The following is a 13,265-nucleotide window of genomic DNA, read 5'->3' as shown; positions in this document are numbered from 1 at the left end:
GTGTAAAATGGGCGGGTGCCCCACCGTCTCTCTCTGTCTTGCCATGGCTTCACCATGGCATCCATGCGTTGCCTTTCATGACGGCGTGGTTGGCCCGCAACCCTCTGTAGTTTCTTTCGCTTTTCTTGTCTGAGAAGTCAGGGAATGGGTGCCATGATCAAGTCATGGCATGACGAAAGAGGAGAGGGGCGAATGACGGAAGTGCTGGCAGCGTCAGAAACGTCTTTGGGCAATCGCCGACTCGGACGATCATCGGCAGGCAGATTTGATCACTCAATGACGGGCTGTCTTCATGCCAAGACGTATTGCGCTCTTCTCCCTGCTCGTTCCCGATTATGACGAAGCTCTGAATTTCTTTCTCCGGATAGGCTTCGAATGCCGCGAAGATACCGATCTGGGTAATGGAAAACGCTGGGTCCGGATTGCTCCTTCCGGCGGCGAGACAGAAATCCTGCTCGCCCGCGCCGTGGGTGACAGGCAGTCGGCTGCCATAGGAGAACAAGGGGGCGGACGTGTGTGGCTGTTTCTTGAAACAGAGAACTTTGAAGCCGACTACACCCGAATGCTGGCCGAAGGCGTGCAGTTTGAAGCCGGGCCGCGTGATGAACCCTATGGCAGGGTTGCCGTCTGGAACGATCCTTGGGGTAACCGGTGGGATCTGATCGAATTCGCCAGGCCCGATCGCGGCGGCACGATCAGCTGAGAGCTGGGCTTTCAATGCCTATGTGGCGGGCATTGGTCCTGCTCAAGCGCCTTTCCGTCTCTCTCCGTCATGCCATGGCTTGACCATGGCATCCACGCCGTTGCCTCTCGTGTCGGCGCGGTTGACCCGTAACCCTCTGTATTTTCTTTTGTTTGTCCCTGTTTGCGAGGTCAGGGAATGGATGCCATGGTCGAGCCATGGCATGACGAATGCGGAGGGTAGTGCAGCATTCGTCGCCCCTGAAAACCAAAGGAGCGGACCGTTTGGCCCGCTCCGGTCTGATCAAAGCCCGCACATGTGGAAGGATTTGGTTTCGAGGTATTCCTCGATGCCGTCGCGGGCGCCTTCGCGGGCGAGGCCGGATTGCTTGGGTTGCGGTGTCGGTGCGGGCCTAATTCACCTCCGTAAAGCCCTCGCCCTTGAACACCCTGACCGGATTTCCCCGCTCCAACTGCTTGTGCAACTGGTTCTGCGCGGATCGGTCACGGCTCAGGGCTTCGTGCTGCTCCAGAACCAACCTGGCGGCGAGGCGTTCAAGTGCCGTTTGTTTGTTGCGGTGCTGGGAACGTTCGTCAGTTGCGATGGCGGAGATCCCCGTCGGCAGATGAGTGATCCTCACCCCGCTGTCCGTCGTGTTTTGATGTTGCCCGCCTGGGCCTCCGGAACGGAAGGTCTCAATCTTCAAATCCTCAGGTTTCGGATTGACCTCTTCAGCGTCCCGCATCTCGATGGCGAATACACCGGCAAACCAGTTGCGCCGCTTGTGATGAGGGCGGAAAGGGCTCGGGCAAGTCCACTGTACCGTTCCGGCCCAGGAATTTGCCATCTTTGCCGCGCTGGGCCCGGACAAGGTGACAAGGGCCGAGGAGGGGTCCTGCTCGTTTGCTGCTGCACTGGATCTTTCGGCGCTGAAGCGGATTCCGCAGCTGATCGCCTCCTGTTCCATTCGGTTCAATATGAGAGAGACTGCCCGGCGGCACTCACGTGGACCATCGCCACTTGAGACAAGGAGGCGGAAGGTTTCGGGTACGGTCATCTTGCCGCCCTCCTGTCTTTCAGGCGCTGGAGTTTTTCCTGAACTTCAGTCTGATGGCTTTCAGTCACAGCTTTCTTAAATGTTATCAAAGGTTTCAACTCGGAAATGGGTTCTGCAAGCCCCGCTGACTGGAGCTCTCTGACCACATTTGCAGGATCTTTGTAGGCCTGCCCTGCTTCTTCGATCAGGAGCTGACGATCGTCACAAATCACCATGCCGCCGAAGGCGTTCCGGCTCAAGCTTGCCCTGCCGGAGCGGGTCAGTCCCGCCCGGCCGATCATGGAGCGCCGGTCATATTTGCGTCCAGCGCCATGCGCCAGTGAAGCCAAGGCTTCTGCCTTATTGTGGAGGGGGTTGAGGAGAAAGCTCAGTGCATCCCTCGATCCAGCCAACGGCACCACAGGGCTGTCCGACTTTGCGGCCCCTTTTCGATGGAGGAGCCCATCCTTATGGCTTTCAATAAGGTTATGCGGCGCGTCGCAGACCTGCCGGAAGCCGGAGCGCAGAGCTTTGGCCGCGCGTTCCGCAATGAGTGTCCGGTTCAGGCTTGCCCAGGCAACAGCCTGATTGTGGGCCTCCATGTAGGCCTGTCCTATCGAACTGTCCACACCGAGGCCGCCAAAGTGGTTCTGTACGGAACTGAAGACGGACGTTCCGAGTGAACGGGAGCCGGAGTGAACAAGGAGCACAAGCCCTCCCTTGACCAGTCCAGCTTCGCGCAGTGCCGCTTCATCATGCACGGTATCAACGACTTGCAATTCGCAGAAGTGATTTCCCCCTCCGAGAGTGCCGAGGGATTGCGGGTGCAGGTCCGGATCCAGGCCTGCTGATGCGAGGCGGGCGCCGGCATTCCCGTCCCACAAGTCTTCCAACGTACGCAGTCTCTCAGCGGCTTTGTCCAGCCGCAGTTTGTGCGCCGGGATGTCCAGCGCATAGACCGACATGCCGCAGCCGATGTCATTCCCGATCAGTTGCGGATAGATCCGGTCGGACACCATTGCACAGCCGACTGGGCCATATTTGCCAGGGTGAAGATCCGGGAAGGCAGCAACGCTGAGGACGCCCTTCATTGCGGCGACGGCGTGGAGCTGATCTTCTGCCGCTCCTTCTATCCAGGAGTCTTCAGAATAAAAACGATGAATGGAGGCGACGCTTGTTGTCTGCGCAGCCTCCTTTGAAGAAGTGCCCATCTGGGATTCTCTTTATGAAAACAGGAAAGCCTCAGGTGCAAGCATTGTTGCCCTGAACTGCCTCCGGCGCACCGTTAACGCGGTTTAGCGAAGGGTTGCTGCCACTTTGGGCATGCCAGACATGGTCATCATGTTTTAGCTCCCGTTTCCAAAAGACTACCGACCGCTTTGTGTGCGGTGACTACAGAGCTATGGACTTCGTTGATATTTTACAAGCCACGCATTGCACGCGAAAGCGGATAACACGCTGGTGTTGCGACATTGCCACGGCCTGATCGCACCAGTTTCCGCATTCCAAAACCAAAGGAGCGGGCCGTTTGGCCCGCTCCGGTCTTGTCAAAGCCCGCACATGTGGAAGGATTTGGTTTCGAGGTATTCCTCGATGCCGTCGCGGGCGCCTTCGCGGCCGAGGCCGGATTGCTTGACGCCGCCGAAGGGGGAGACGGCCATGGAGATGGCGCCGGTGTTGAGGCCGACCATGCCCGATTCCAGTGCTTCGCCCACCCGCCAGGCGCGGGCCATGTCGCGGGTGTAGAAATAGGCAGCAAGGCCGAAGGGGGTGTCGTTGGCGATCCGCACCGCCTCTTCTTCCGTCTCGAAGCGGAAAAGCGGGGCGACGGGGCCGAAGGTTTCCTCGCTCGCCAGCTGCATGTCCGTGGTGCAGCCGGTCAGCACCACGGGGGCGGCGAACTGGCTGCCTTCCGGCGTGGCTGCTTTGGCGGCGACCTTTGCGCCCTTGGCAACGGCGTCGGCCACGTGGCGCTCGATCTTTTCCACGGCGGCGCGGTTGATCATCGGGCCGATGGCGACGCCCGCTTCAAGGCCTTCGCCCACCTTCATCGCAGCCACCCGTTCGGCAAGCTTTGCGGCAAAGGCATCGTAGATGCCCGACTGAACGAGGATGCGGTTGGAGCAGACGCAGGTCTGGCCGCCGTTGCGGAACTTGGAGGCGATGGCGCCTTCCACGGCGGCGTCCAGATCCGCATCGTCAAAGACGAGGAAGGGCGCATTGCCGCCCAGCTCGAGGCTGAGCCGCTTCACCGTCGGGGCGCACTGGGCCATCAGCAGGGAGCCAACGCGGGTGGAGCCGGTGAAGGACAGCTTGCGCACCACCGGACTGGAGGTCAGCTCCGCGCCGATCTCCGCCGGCTGGCCGGTGAGGATGTTGATGACACCCGCCGGAATGCCGGCCCGCTCGGCCAGAACGGCCAGCGCCAGCGCCGAATAGGGGGTGAAATCGGACGGCTTGATCACCACGGTGCAGCCGGCGGCCAGCGCCGGGCCGACCTTGCGGGTGATCATGGCATTGGGGAAGTTCCACGGCGTGATGATGGCCGAAACGCCCACCGGCTCCTTCAGCGCCAGGATCTTGCGGTCATTGGTGGGGGCCGGGATGATGCCACCCTCGATGCGCCGCGCTTCCTCGGCAAACCACTTCACGAAGGAGGCGCCATAGGTGATTTCGCCCCTGGCCTCGCTGAGCGGTTTGCCCTGCTCCAAGGTCAGGATGAGCGCGAGGTCATCCGCATGCTCCTCCATCAGGTCGAACCAGCGCTCCAGCCTGGCGGCGCGCTCGCCATTGGGCACTTTGCGCCAGGCGCGGAAAGCGGTGTCTGCGGCCTCGATGGCGCGGCGGGTGTCCTCTGCCGACATGTCCGGCACGGTGCCGATGACCTTGCCGGTGGCCGGGTTGGTGACGTCGATGGTCTTGCCCGTCGAGGCATCACACCAGACGCCGCCGATCACGCTCTGCTGGCGGAACAGGTCTGCATCCTTGAGACCGGGTAGAAGGTCAGAGATTGCAATCGTCATAGCTTTATCCTCAATCCAGCGCTGCCATCACGGCACGGGTGATTTCATCGGTCTTGTTCTGCCCCGGCACGGTGCCGATGCCTTGCGCGGTGGCCTGTTCCATGGCGGTCATGATGCGGTTGGCAGCTTCTGCTTCGCCCAGATGCTCCAGCATCATGGCGGCGGACCAGATGGCGGCCAGCGGGTTGGCAATGCCCAGATGCGCGATATCGGGCGCAGAGCCATGCACCGGCTCGAACATGGACGGGGCGCTGCGGTCCGGGTTGATGTTGGCCGAAGCGGCAAAGCCGAGGCCGCCCTGAATGGCCGCGCCCAGATCGGTGAGGATGTCGCCGAAGAGGTTGGAGGCGACCACCACGTCGAGGCTTTCCGGTGCCATCACCATGCGGGCGGCAATGGCATCGATATGGTAGTGGCTGACAGCAACATCCGGGTATTCGGCGGCCAGTTCCTTCGTCACCTCGTCCCAGAACACCATCGTGTGTTTCTGCGCGTTGGACTTGGTGACCGAGGCAAGGCGCTTGCTGCGCTTGCGGGCCTGCTCGAAGCCGAAGCGCAGGATGCGCTCGACGCCCGTACGGGTGAAGATGGCGGTTTCAATGGCCACTTCATCGGACGTGCCCTGATGCACGCGCCCGCCGGCGCCCGAATATTCGCCCTCTGTGTTCTCGCGGATGCACAGGATGTCGAAGCCGCCCTTGCGCAGCGGGCCTTCGACGCCGGCCAGAATGCGGTGCGGGCGGATGTTGGCATATTGCACGAAGGCCTTGCGGATCGGCAGCAGCAGGCCATGCAGCGACACCGAATCCGGCACCTTCTGCGGCCAGCCGACGGCACCAAGGTAGATGGCATCAAAGCCGCGCAGGGTCTCGATGCCGTCTTCCGGCATCATCCGGCCGGTCTGCAGGTAGTAGTCGCAGGACCAGGGGAAGGTGACGGTTTCCAGCTTGCCCGGCAGGGCCTTGGCTGCCACGGCGAGCGCTGCTTCCGTGACCGGGATGCCGATGCCGTCGCCGGGGATGACTGCAATACGATAGGGGGCCATGTTCTCTCACAGGTCGATGAGCACGCTCTTGGAGCGGCGGTTGGCGTTGTAGGCGTCGCGGCCCGGATCCTTGCGGGTGCCGGAGGACTTGGAGACCCCCGCCAGCAGGATGGAAACGCGCGACCGGCCATTGCGGTTGATCCGGGTGGCGCCGGCCTCGATGTGCCTGAGGCTTTTCAGCGCCCGCGAAACATCGCGGGTATAGACCCCGGCTGCAAGGCCATAGATGGGGTGAAAGGACAGGGACACTGCAAGGCTCCGGTAAATCTGGAGCGATCCTAGGCCTCAGGCGGCACAACCATGCGCCATATGTTTGCAGCGCGCGGCCGATTGCGCTGTTCGGGAGCCCTTCGGCGCAATTCTGTGCGGCGGGGCCGAGGGGCTGGTAAAGTCCATCCGCAAGCAGGAGGCCAGCCTGCCGCAGGATATCCTGCTGCGGCATGTCTCTTCGGCAGGAACTGCGCGGCAAAGCGCGGATGATGGCAGGCAGAGACTTTGTGGACTGACTGGAGAAAATGGGAATGGCGCATTCGGCGGAAGCACTGCTGGCGGATCTGGTTGGCTTCAACGTGCTGCCCGGGGCGGCCAATGGCACGATTGCGGATTATGTACGCAGCTATCTGGCGGGCCATGGCGTGGACTGTGCCGTGCTGCCGGGGCCGGAGGGCGACCGGGTGAACCTCTTTGCCACCATCGGGCCGAAGGATGTGCCGGGCTATGTGCTCTCCGGCCATATGGATGTGGTGCCGGTGGAGGGGCAGGTGTGGACGGCTGATCCCTTCCGCCTGACGGACCTTGGCGGGCGCCTGACGGGGCGCGGGGCGACCGACATGAAGGGCTTTCTCGCCTGCGTGCTGGCGGCGGTGCCCCAGTTCAAGGCAGCAAGCCTGAAGCGGCCGGTGCATATCGCCTTTTCCTATGATGAGGAAATCGGCTGCCGGGGCGTGCCGCACATGATTGCGGAACTGCCGGAGCTGTGCGCTCCGCCGGCGGGCTGCATCGTCGGCGAGCCCTCGGACATGCGGCCCGTGCTCTCTCACAAGGGCAAACAGGCGGTGGAAATCACCTTTACCGGCAAGGCGGCGCACAGCTCCCAGCCCGCGCTGGGGGAGAATGCGCTTTATCCGGCGGCGGAACTGCTGCTGTTCATCCGCGATCTCTCGGCGAAGATGGAGGCAGAAGGCCCGTTTGATGCACGCTTCTCGCCGCCCTCCTCAACGGTGGTGGCGGGGATTGTGTCCGGCGGCAGCGCCGTCAACATCATTCCCGATCTGTGCCGTTTGGCTTTCGAGGTGCGCTCCGTGCCCGGTGCCGCGCCGCAGGACGTGAGCGCCAAGGTGCTGGCAAAGCTCGATGCGCTGATGGCGCAGGCACAGGCGGAAGGGCGGGCGCTGTCGGCGAGCTGGCAGGAACTGGCGAGCTATCCCGCGCTGGCCCCGACGCCGGATGCTGGCTTCATCACGCTGATGGAGCGGCTGTCGGACGGCGCAGCGATCCAGTCGGTCAGTTATGGCACGGAAGCCGGGCTGTTTCAGGCCGCAGGCGTGCCGTCAATCATCTGCGGCCCCGGTTCCATCACCCGCGCCCACCGGCCCGATGAATATATCCTGCGCGAAGAACTCGCCGCCTGCATGGCCATGCTGGAACGGCTGGCGGGGGAACTGGCGGGATAGGGGCACTGGAAGCCCTGCCTCTCCATCGTCATCCCGGACGCGCCTCCGCGCGATCCGGGACCGGAGAGCCGGGGTGTCATTTGGTTGCCAGCAAGAGCGTTAGCCGATGGACCTTGACTCACCGGTCCCGGATCTTCGCTTCGCTGCGTCCGGGATGACGATCGGGAGGTGGTACGGCCATGGGGGACGGCACGAGGCCGGGACGGCGCGGTGGGTTGCTGTTTGCGCAGAGTGCCGTGTGTGCACAGGGCAACCAGCCCGTAGAATGCAGCTGACAGTTCGCGAACCGTCAGCCGCACTATCACTTAGTAACAAACCACGTAGATCTTGCGCACGGTTTCGATGGTGCGCCAGGTGCCGGTGAAGCCGGGTTTCATGACGAAGCTGTCACCGGCACGGTAGGTGATGGGCTCCTTGCCGTTTTCGGTGATTTCGACGACGCCTTCCAGGATGTGGCAGAATTCGAAGGTCTCGCCCTTGATCGAATGGGTGAGGCCGGGGGTGGCCTGCCAGATGCCGGACTTGATCTTGCCGTCGCGCGACTCGTCCATGGCCCAGGTGGAGAATTCCGGACTGCCGGAAATCAGCCGCTCGGGGGCGGGCAGGGCGTGGGTGGGCTCGAAGGTGGGGTTGTGGTCGATGGTTTTGATGAGGCTCATGACAGGCTCCTGAGGGGGAAGGATCGCTGCCATTAGACCCGCCCGCCGCACGCGGGATCTGCCGTCCGCTGCCGGACGGCAGGAAATTCTGCCGTATTACCCCCTCTTCGCCCAAGATCCTGCGGTCAGATCTTCACCCGGCTGCCTTCGAGGATGAGTCCGGCGATCTTGCTGGCGGCGGGCGTCAGCGTGCTGCCGCTGCGGCGGATGAGGCCATAGGGTTCCACCTCTATGCCCAGTTCCACAGGCAGCACGCCGTAGACGGTGCCTTCGTCCTGCGCAAAGGCGTCGGCGACGGCCTTGGCGACAGGCGCGATGGAATCGCTGCCGCGGATGATGGCGAGCGTCAGCAGGAAGGACGCGGTGGAGAGCTGTTGGCGCGGCGGGGGAAGCCCAAGGCTGCTCAGGCGGCGGATGACGGCGCGGCCCAGCACGCTGTCGGGGCTTGGCATCACCCAGTCATGCCGGATGATGTCTTCGAGGGCCGCATTGCCCGACTGCAGAAGCGGATGGTCATGGCGGACCATCAGGCTGACAGGTTCCGGCTCCATCACCTCCATCTCCACCAGCGTGGGATCGCTGATGCCGACGAGGCGCCCCACGGCAAAGTCGATCCGGCCGGCCATCAGCGCCTTGCACAGATTGTCGGACGTATCGACGATCACTTCGATCAGCAGGCCCGGATTGAGCTCCCGGGCCCTCTGGACGGCCGGCAGCACGTGCTCGATGGACGGGGCCGTCACCGAGCCGATGCGCACCTCGCCCTTGCTGCCTTCGGCCAGTTCCTCGATCTCCCGGCCCGCATCATCCAGCTCCTGCAGGATGCGGGCGGCACGGCGGGCCAGCGCCTGTCCGCTGCTGGTCAGCGAGAGGCCGCGCCCCTCGCGCTGGTGCACCGGCTGGCCGATAATGCGCTCCACGTCCGCAAGCAGCCGGGAGGCGGCGGGCTGCGTCATCCCCAGAAGTGTTGCGGCGACGCTGACCTGCGGCCGCTCGCCCAAAGTGGCCATCAGCCGAAGATGTGAGAGTTTCAGGCCGCGCTGGTGCAGGCTGCTGGTGCGGAAGGAGTCATTCATATCTGATTTGCTATGTTTGATGGATATAATCGAATTTGACAGTTATGTTTGGCCGGTGCAAGCCTTCCCGCGGTGAATGGACCCCAAGCTGCGGAGAAGCGGCGGGGCCAAAGACCATTTGACGCCCTATGCGCTTAGGGCGGGGGAGGAAACTGATATGAAACTGACGAAACGCGCCTTCATGGCGCTGACCCTTGCCGGCACCCTGCTTGCTGCTCCGGCCATGATGACGTCCAGCGTCTTCGCACAGGACAAGGGGTCCATTGGTATTTCCATGCCGACCAAGTCGTCCGCCCGCTGGATTTCCGACGGCAACTCGATGGTTGAGCAGTTCCAGAAGGCCGGTTTCCGCACCGATCTTCAGTATGCCGAGGATGACATCCCGAACCAGCTGGCGCAGATCGAGAACATGATCACCAAGGGTGTGAATGTGCTCGTGATTGCCGCCATCGACGGCACCACCCTGTCGAACGCGCTGGAGAACGCCAATGCGGCCGGCATCAAGGTGATCGCCTATGACCGCCTGATCCGCGACAGCGGCAACGTCGACTATTACGCCACCTTCGACAACTTCAAGGTGGGCGTGCAGCAGGCGGAAAGCCTGGTGAAGGGCCTGAAGGAGCGTTTCCCGGATGCAAAGCCGTGGAACGTGGAACTGTTCGGCGGCTCGCCGGACGATAACAACGCCTACTTCTTCTACAACGGCGCCATGTCGGTTCTGCAGCCGCTGATCGATTCCGGTGAAGTTGCCGTTCCGTCCGGCCAGATGGGCATGGATGTTGTCGGCACCCTGCGCTGGGATGGTGCCGTGGCTCAGGCCCGCATGGATAACCTGCTCTCCGCCAACTATGGCAGCCGTCAGGTGAACGGCGTGCTGTCTCCCTATGACGGCTTGTCCATCGGCATCCTGTCCTCGCTCAAGGGCGTGGGCTACGGTTCCGGCGACCTGAAGATGCCGATCGTTACCGGTCAGGACGCTGAGGTTCCCTCGGTGAAGTCGATGATTGCCGGTGAGCAGTATTCCACGGTGTTCAAGGACACCCGCGAACTGGCCCGTGTCACCGTTGGCATGGCCGAAGCCCTGCTGGGCGGTTCCGAGCCGGAAATCAACGACACCACGACCTACGACAATGGCGTCAAGGTGGTGCCGTCCTACCTGCTCGAGCCGGTCTCGGTCGATGCCAGCAACTATGAAGAGATCCTCGTCGGCTCCGGCTACTACACCGCCGATCAGCTGAAGTGATCTGACATCCGCATGCAGGGCCCGCTCCGCTGAGACCGGGGCGGGCCTCCTGCATCCTGCAAGGTTCCCCCTGCAAGGCTCCTCTGAGAGGTTCGATGGCAACCCTTCTGGAAATGCGCGGCATCTCCAAGGTCTTCCCCGGCGTCAAGGCGCTTGACCGGGTGAATCTGACCGTGGAAGAGGGCGAAATTCACGCCATATGCGGCGAAAACGGCGCGGGCAAGAGCACTTTGATGAAGGTGCTGTCCGGCGTCTATGGCTACGGCTCCTATGAGGGCGATATCATCTATGCCGGCGAAACGCTGCAGATGCGCTCCATCAAGGACAGCGAAGCCAAGGGCATCATTATCATTCACCAGGAACTGGCGCTGGTGCCGCTCCTGTCCATCGCCGAGAACCTGTTTCTCGGCAACGAGGTCGCCACCAACGGCGTGATCAACTGGCCGCAGACCTTCTCGCGCACGGCTGAATATCTGAAGAAGGTGGGCCTCAGCGAATCTCCGGCCACCAAGGTGGAGAAGCTGGGTGTTGGCAAGCAGCAGCTCGTCGAAATCGCCAAGGCACTGGCCAAGGACGTGCGGCTGCTCATCCTGGATGAGCCGACGGCGGCATTGCAGGAAAACGACAGCCAGAAGCTGCTCGACCTGATGCTGGAGTTGAAGGCGCAAGGGGTGACCTCCATCCTGATCTCGCACAAACTCAACGAGATTTCCCGCGTTGCCGACCGCATCACCATCCTGCGCGACGGCACCACGGTGTCCACGATCGACCGGGCGGATATCACGGAAGAGCGGATCATCCGCGACATGGTGGGCCGCGACATGGCGCACCGCTATCCGGACCGGGAGCACAAGCCCGGCGAGATGCTGATGGAAGTGTCGGGCTGGAACGTCTGGCACCCGGAAGTGCGCGAGCGTCAGGTCATTTCGGATGCCGCCTTCACCGTCCGTCAGGGCGAGATCGTCGGCATTGCCGGTCTGATGGGCTCGGGCCGCACGGAACTGGCGATGAGCATCTTCGGCAAGGCCTATGGCCGCAACATCTCCGGCTCTGTCCGCATGCGCGGCAAGGAGGTGGATACCTCGACCGTGTCGAAGGCCGTGGACGCGGGGCTCGCCTATGTCACGGAAGACCGCAAGGAACTTGGGCTGATCCTGGACGAGCCGATCGTGCGCAACATCAGCCTCGCCAATCTGGCAGGCATTGCCACCAAGGGCGTTCTGGACAAGCACCGCGAGAAGAAGGTCGCGGAAGAATACCGCCGCGCCATGTCCATCCGCACGCCGGGCGTACACCAGAAGGCGGTGAATCTTTCGGGCGGAAACCAGCAGAAGGTGGTGCTGTCGAAGTGGCTCTTCACCGATCCGCAGGTGCTCATCCTGGATGAGCCGACACGCGGCATCGACGTGGGCGCCAAGTTTGAAATCTACACGATCATGAACGAACTGGTCGCGCAAGGACGCGGGGTCGTCATGATCTCGTCGGAGATGCCGGAACTTCTGGGCATGTGCGACCGCATTTATGTGATGAACGAGGGACGGATCGTCGGCGAGCTCGGCAAGGCGGAAGCCAGCCAGGAGCGGATCATGGCCATGATCCTCAAGACAGTGAACAAGGAAAAGGTGGCGTGATGGCGGGGCAAACGGCATCTGAACGCAAGGATCTGAGCACGCTTCTGGGCGGACATCTCAGGGAAAACGGTATGCTGATGGCGCTGGTTGCCATCGTTGCCTTCTTCACCATCGTGCTGCAGCTCCGGGATCAGCCGGTCAACTTCCTGCAGCCGCAGATCATCACCAACGTGTTCCTGCAGAACGGGCATATCATCGTTCTGGCGCTGGGCATGCTGCTGGTCATCGTTGCCGGACACATCGACCTGTCGGTCGGCTCGGTCGCAGCTTTCACCGGTGCCATCGCGGCCTGGCTGACGGTGCAGCAGGGGCTGCCCTATTACGTGGTCATTCCGCTGACGCTGATCGTCGGCGGCATCATCGGCGCCATGCAGGGCTACTGGATCGCCTTCTGGCGCATTCCCTCCTTCATCGTGACGCTGGCCGGGATGATGGTGTTCCGCGGTGCCACCATGTGGATGCTGGGCGGACAGAACATCGGTCCCTTCCCGCGGGAATTCCAGGCCATGTCCAATGGCTTCATCCCGGATCTCCTGGGCATCGGCCGTCCGCATGGGCTGACGCTGCTGATCATTGCCGTTGCCATTCTGGCTGTGTTCCTCTTCGGCCTGCGGGGCCGGGCACGCGAGAAGCAGTTCAGTGTGGTGCAGGAGCCGATGGCCTTCTTCGTGGGCCGCAATGTGCTGATCGCGCTGGCGCTGGCTTTCGTCGGCTATCAGCTCTCCTCGTTCCGGGGGCTGCCGAATGTGCTGGTGGTGGTGACGCTGCTCACCGTGCTCTACGCCTTCCTGACGGAAAACACATCCCTCGGCCGGCGCATCTATGCGGTGGGCGGCAACGAGAAGGCCGCCAAGCTCTCCGGCATCAAGACAGAGCGGCTGGTGTTTTTCTGCTTCGTCAACATGGGTGTACTGGCGGCCCTCGCCGGCATGATGGTGACGGCCCGCCTCAATTCGGCAACGCCCAAGGCAGGCACGGGCTTCGAGCTGGTGGCGATCGCCTCGGTCTTCATCGGCGGCGCCTCCATGACGGGCGGCTCCGGCAAGATCATGGGCGTGGTCATCGGCGCGCTCTTCATGGGCGTGATGAACATGGGCATGTCGATCATGAGCATCGGCATCGACTATCAGCAGATGATCATCGGCCTCGTCCTCCTCGCCGCCGTCATCTTCGACGTCTACAGCAAGAACAAGTGAG

11 protein-coding genes and 1 pseudogene are annotated in these 13,265 nt (G+C 62.5%); 5 read left to right on the top strand and 7 right to left on the bottom strand.

The annotated features are described in order from the left end of the window. The first annotated feature begins 292 nt into the window (after positions 1-292). On the top strand, positions 293-703 hold the full coding sequence (locus IF10I1_RS04175) for a VOC family protein (protein ID WP_186391297.1): 411 nt from the start codon (positions 293-295) through the stop codon (positions 701-703). A gap of 391 nt (positions 704-1,094) precedes the next feature. Here the strand turns inward: IF10I1_RS04175 and prfH are convergent, their stop codons facing one another. From prfH to IF10I1_RS04150, 5 genes and pseudogenes are all read right to left on the bottom strand, one after another. Then, positions 1,095-1,739 carry a peptide chain release factor H gene (gene prfH / locus IF10I1_RS04170; protein ID WP_186391296.1) on the bottom strand — a complete coding sequence of 215 codons (645 nt, stop codon included), beginning with the start codon at positions 1,737-1,739 and terminating at the stop codon, positions 1,095-1,097. Then, positions 1,736-2,929, bottom strand: coding sequence for an RNA ligase RtcB family protein (locus IF10I1_RS04165; protein ID WP_186391295.1), 1,194 nt, complete (start codon positions 2,927-2,929; stop codon positions 1,736-1,738). The genes prfH and IF10I1_RS04165 overlap by 4 nt, the downstream gene beginning before the upstream one ends. Positions 2,930-3,265: 336 nt before the next feature. Then, a complete protein-coding gene (locus tag IF10I1_RS04160) occupies positions 3,266-4,741 on the bottom strand; it encodes an NAD-dependent succinate-semialdehyde dehydrogenase (protein WP_186391294.1) in 1,476 nt (491 codons plus the stop codon). A 10-nt stretch (positions 4,742-4,751) separates the two neighbouring features. After that, positions 4,752-5,786, bottom strand: a complete 1,035-nt coding sequence (locus tag IF10I1_RS04155) for a tartrate dehydrogenase (protein WP_058899104.1) — start codon at positions 5,784-5,786, stop codon at positions 4,752-4,754. Between the two features lie 6 nt (positions 5,787-5,792). Beyond that, positions 5,793-6,038 (bottom strand): annotated as a pseudogene (locus IF10I1_RS04150) (aldehyde dehydrogenase family protein); the annotation flags it as partial. 269 nt (positions 6,039-6,307) lie between these two features. Between IF10I1_RS04150 and argE the strand changes: the two are divergent. After that, positions 6,308-7,459, top strand: a complete 1,152-nt coding sequence (gene argE / locus IF10I1_RS04145) for an acetylornithine deacetylase (protein ID WP_186391292.1) — start codon at positions 6,308-6,310, stop codon at positions 7,457-7,459. 305 nt (positions 7,460-7,764) lie between these two features. Here argE and IF10I1_RS04140 read toward each other — a convergent pair whose 3' ends face one another. Both IF10I1_RS04140 and IF10I1_RS04135 read right to left on the bottom strand, forming a co-directional pair. Continuing rightward, on the bottom strand, positions 7,765-8,118 hold the full coding sequence (locus IF10I1_RS04140) for a cupin domain-containing protein (protein ID WP_186391291.1): 354 nt from the start codon (positions 8,116-8,118) through the stop codon (positions 7,765-7,767). 125 nt (positions 8,119-8,243) lie between these two features. Further along, the gene (locus tag IF10I1_RS04135) at positions 8,244-9,194 is read right to left on the bottom strand and encodes a LysR family transcriptional regulator (RefSeq protein ID WP_186391290.1); all 951 of its coding nucleotides are present in this window, start codon (positions 9,192-9,194) and stop codon (positions 8,244-8,246) included. A 157-nt stretch (positions 9,195-9,351) separates the two neighbouring features. On the opposite strand from IF10I1_RS04135, the gene chvE reads away from it, so the two are divergent. The 3 genes from chvE to mmsB all read left to right on the top strand — a co-directional run bounded on the left by chvE (position 9,352) and on the right by mmsB (position 13,264). Then, positions 9,352-10,437, top strand: coding sequence for a multiple monosaccharide ABC transporter substrate-binding protein (gene chvE, locus IF10I1_RS04130; protein ID WP_122520712.1), 1,086 nt, complete (start codon positions 9,352-9,354; stop codon positions 10,435-10,437). Positions 10,438-10,532: 95 nt separating this feature from the next. After that, entirely contained in the window at positions 10,533-12,068 is a 1,536-nt protein-coding gene (gene mmsA / locus IF10I1_RS04125) for a multiple monosaccharide ABC transporter ATP-binding protein (protein WP_186391289.1), read from the top strand. After that, positions 12,068-13,264: a multiple monosaccharide ABC transporter permease gene (gene mmsB, locus IF10I1_RS04120; protein WP_050474814.1), complete on the top strand. Its 1,197-nt coding sequence runs from the start codon at positions 12,068-12,070 to the stop codon at positions 13,262-13,264. The genes mmsA and mmsB overlap by 1 nt, the downstream gene beginning before the upstream one ends. Position 13,265: the final 1 nt, after the last annotated feature.

It is taken from the genome of Pannonibacter sp. I15F10I1, from assembly GCF_900185665.1.
Lineage (GTDB): Bacteria > Pseudomonadota > Alphaproteobacteria > Rhizobiales > Stappiaceae > Pannonibacter > Pannonibacter indicus.
The sequence above is the reverse complement of the archived record's forward strand: the minus strand, read 5'-3'. Positions and strand labels throughout refer to the sequence as shown.

What these genes read in the sequence shown, in the direction of transcription:
- IF10I1_RS04175 (WP_186391297.1), top strand. Translation starts at nt 293, where the DNA reads ATGCCAAGACGTATTGCGCTCTTCTCCCTGCTCGTTCCCGATTATGAC.
- prfH (WP_186391296.1), bottom strand. Translation starts at nt 1,739, where the DNA reads ATGACCGTACCCGAAACCTTCCGCCTCCTTGTCTCAAGTGGCGATGGT.
- IF10I1_RS04165 (WP_186391295.1), bottom strand. Translation starts at nt 2,929, where the DNA reads ATGGGCACTTCTTCAAAGGAGGCTGCGCAGACAACAAGCGTCGCCTCC.
- IF10I1_RS04160 (WP_186391294.1), bottom strand. Translation starts at nt 4,741, where the DNA reads ATGACGATTGCAATCTCTGACCTTCTACCCGGTCTCAAGGATGCAGAC.
- IF10I1_RS04155 (WP_058899104.1), bottom strand. Translation starts at nt 5,786, where the DNA reads ATGGCCCCCTATCGTATTGCAGTCATCCCCGGCGACGGCATCGGCATC.
- argE (WP_186391292.1), top strand. Translation starts at nt 6,308, where the DNA reads ATGGCGCATTCGGCGGAAGCACTGCTGGCGGATCTGGTTGGCTTCAAC.
- IF10I1_RS04140 (WP_186391291.1), bottom strand. Translation starts at nt 8,118, where the DNA reads ATGAGCCTCATCAAAACCATCGACCACAACCCCACCTTCGAGCCCACC.
- IF10I1_RS04135 (WP_186391290.1), bottom strand. Translation starts at nt 9,194, where the DNA reads ATGAATGACTCCTTCCGCACCAGCAGCCTGCACCAGCGCGGCCTGAAA.
- chvE (WP_122520712.1), top strand. Translation starts at nt 9,352, where the DNA reads ATGAAACTGACGAAACGCGCCTTCATGGCGCTGACCCTTGCCGGCACC.
- mmsA (WP_186391289.1), top strand. Translation starts at nt 10,533, where the DNA reads ATGGCAACCCTTCTGGAAATGCGCGGCATCTCCAAGGTCTTCCCCGGC.
- mmsB (WP_050474814.1), top strand. Translation starts at nt 12,068, where the DNA reads ATGGCGGGGCAAACGGCATCTGAACGCAAGGATCTGAGCACGCTTCTG.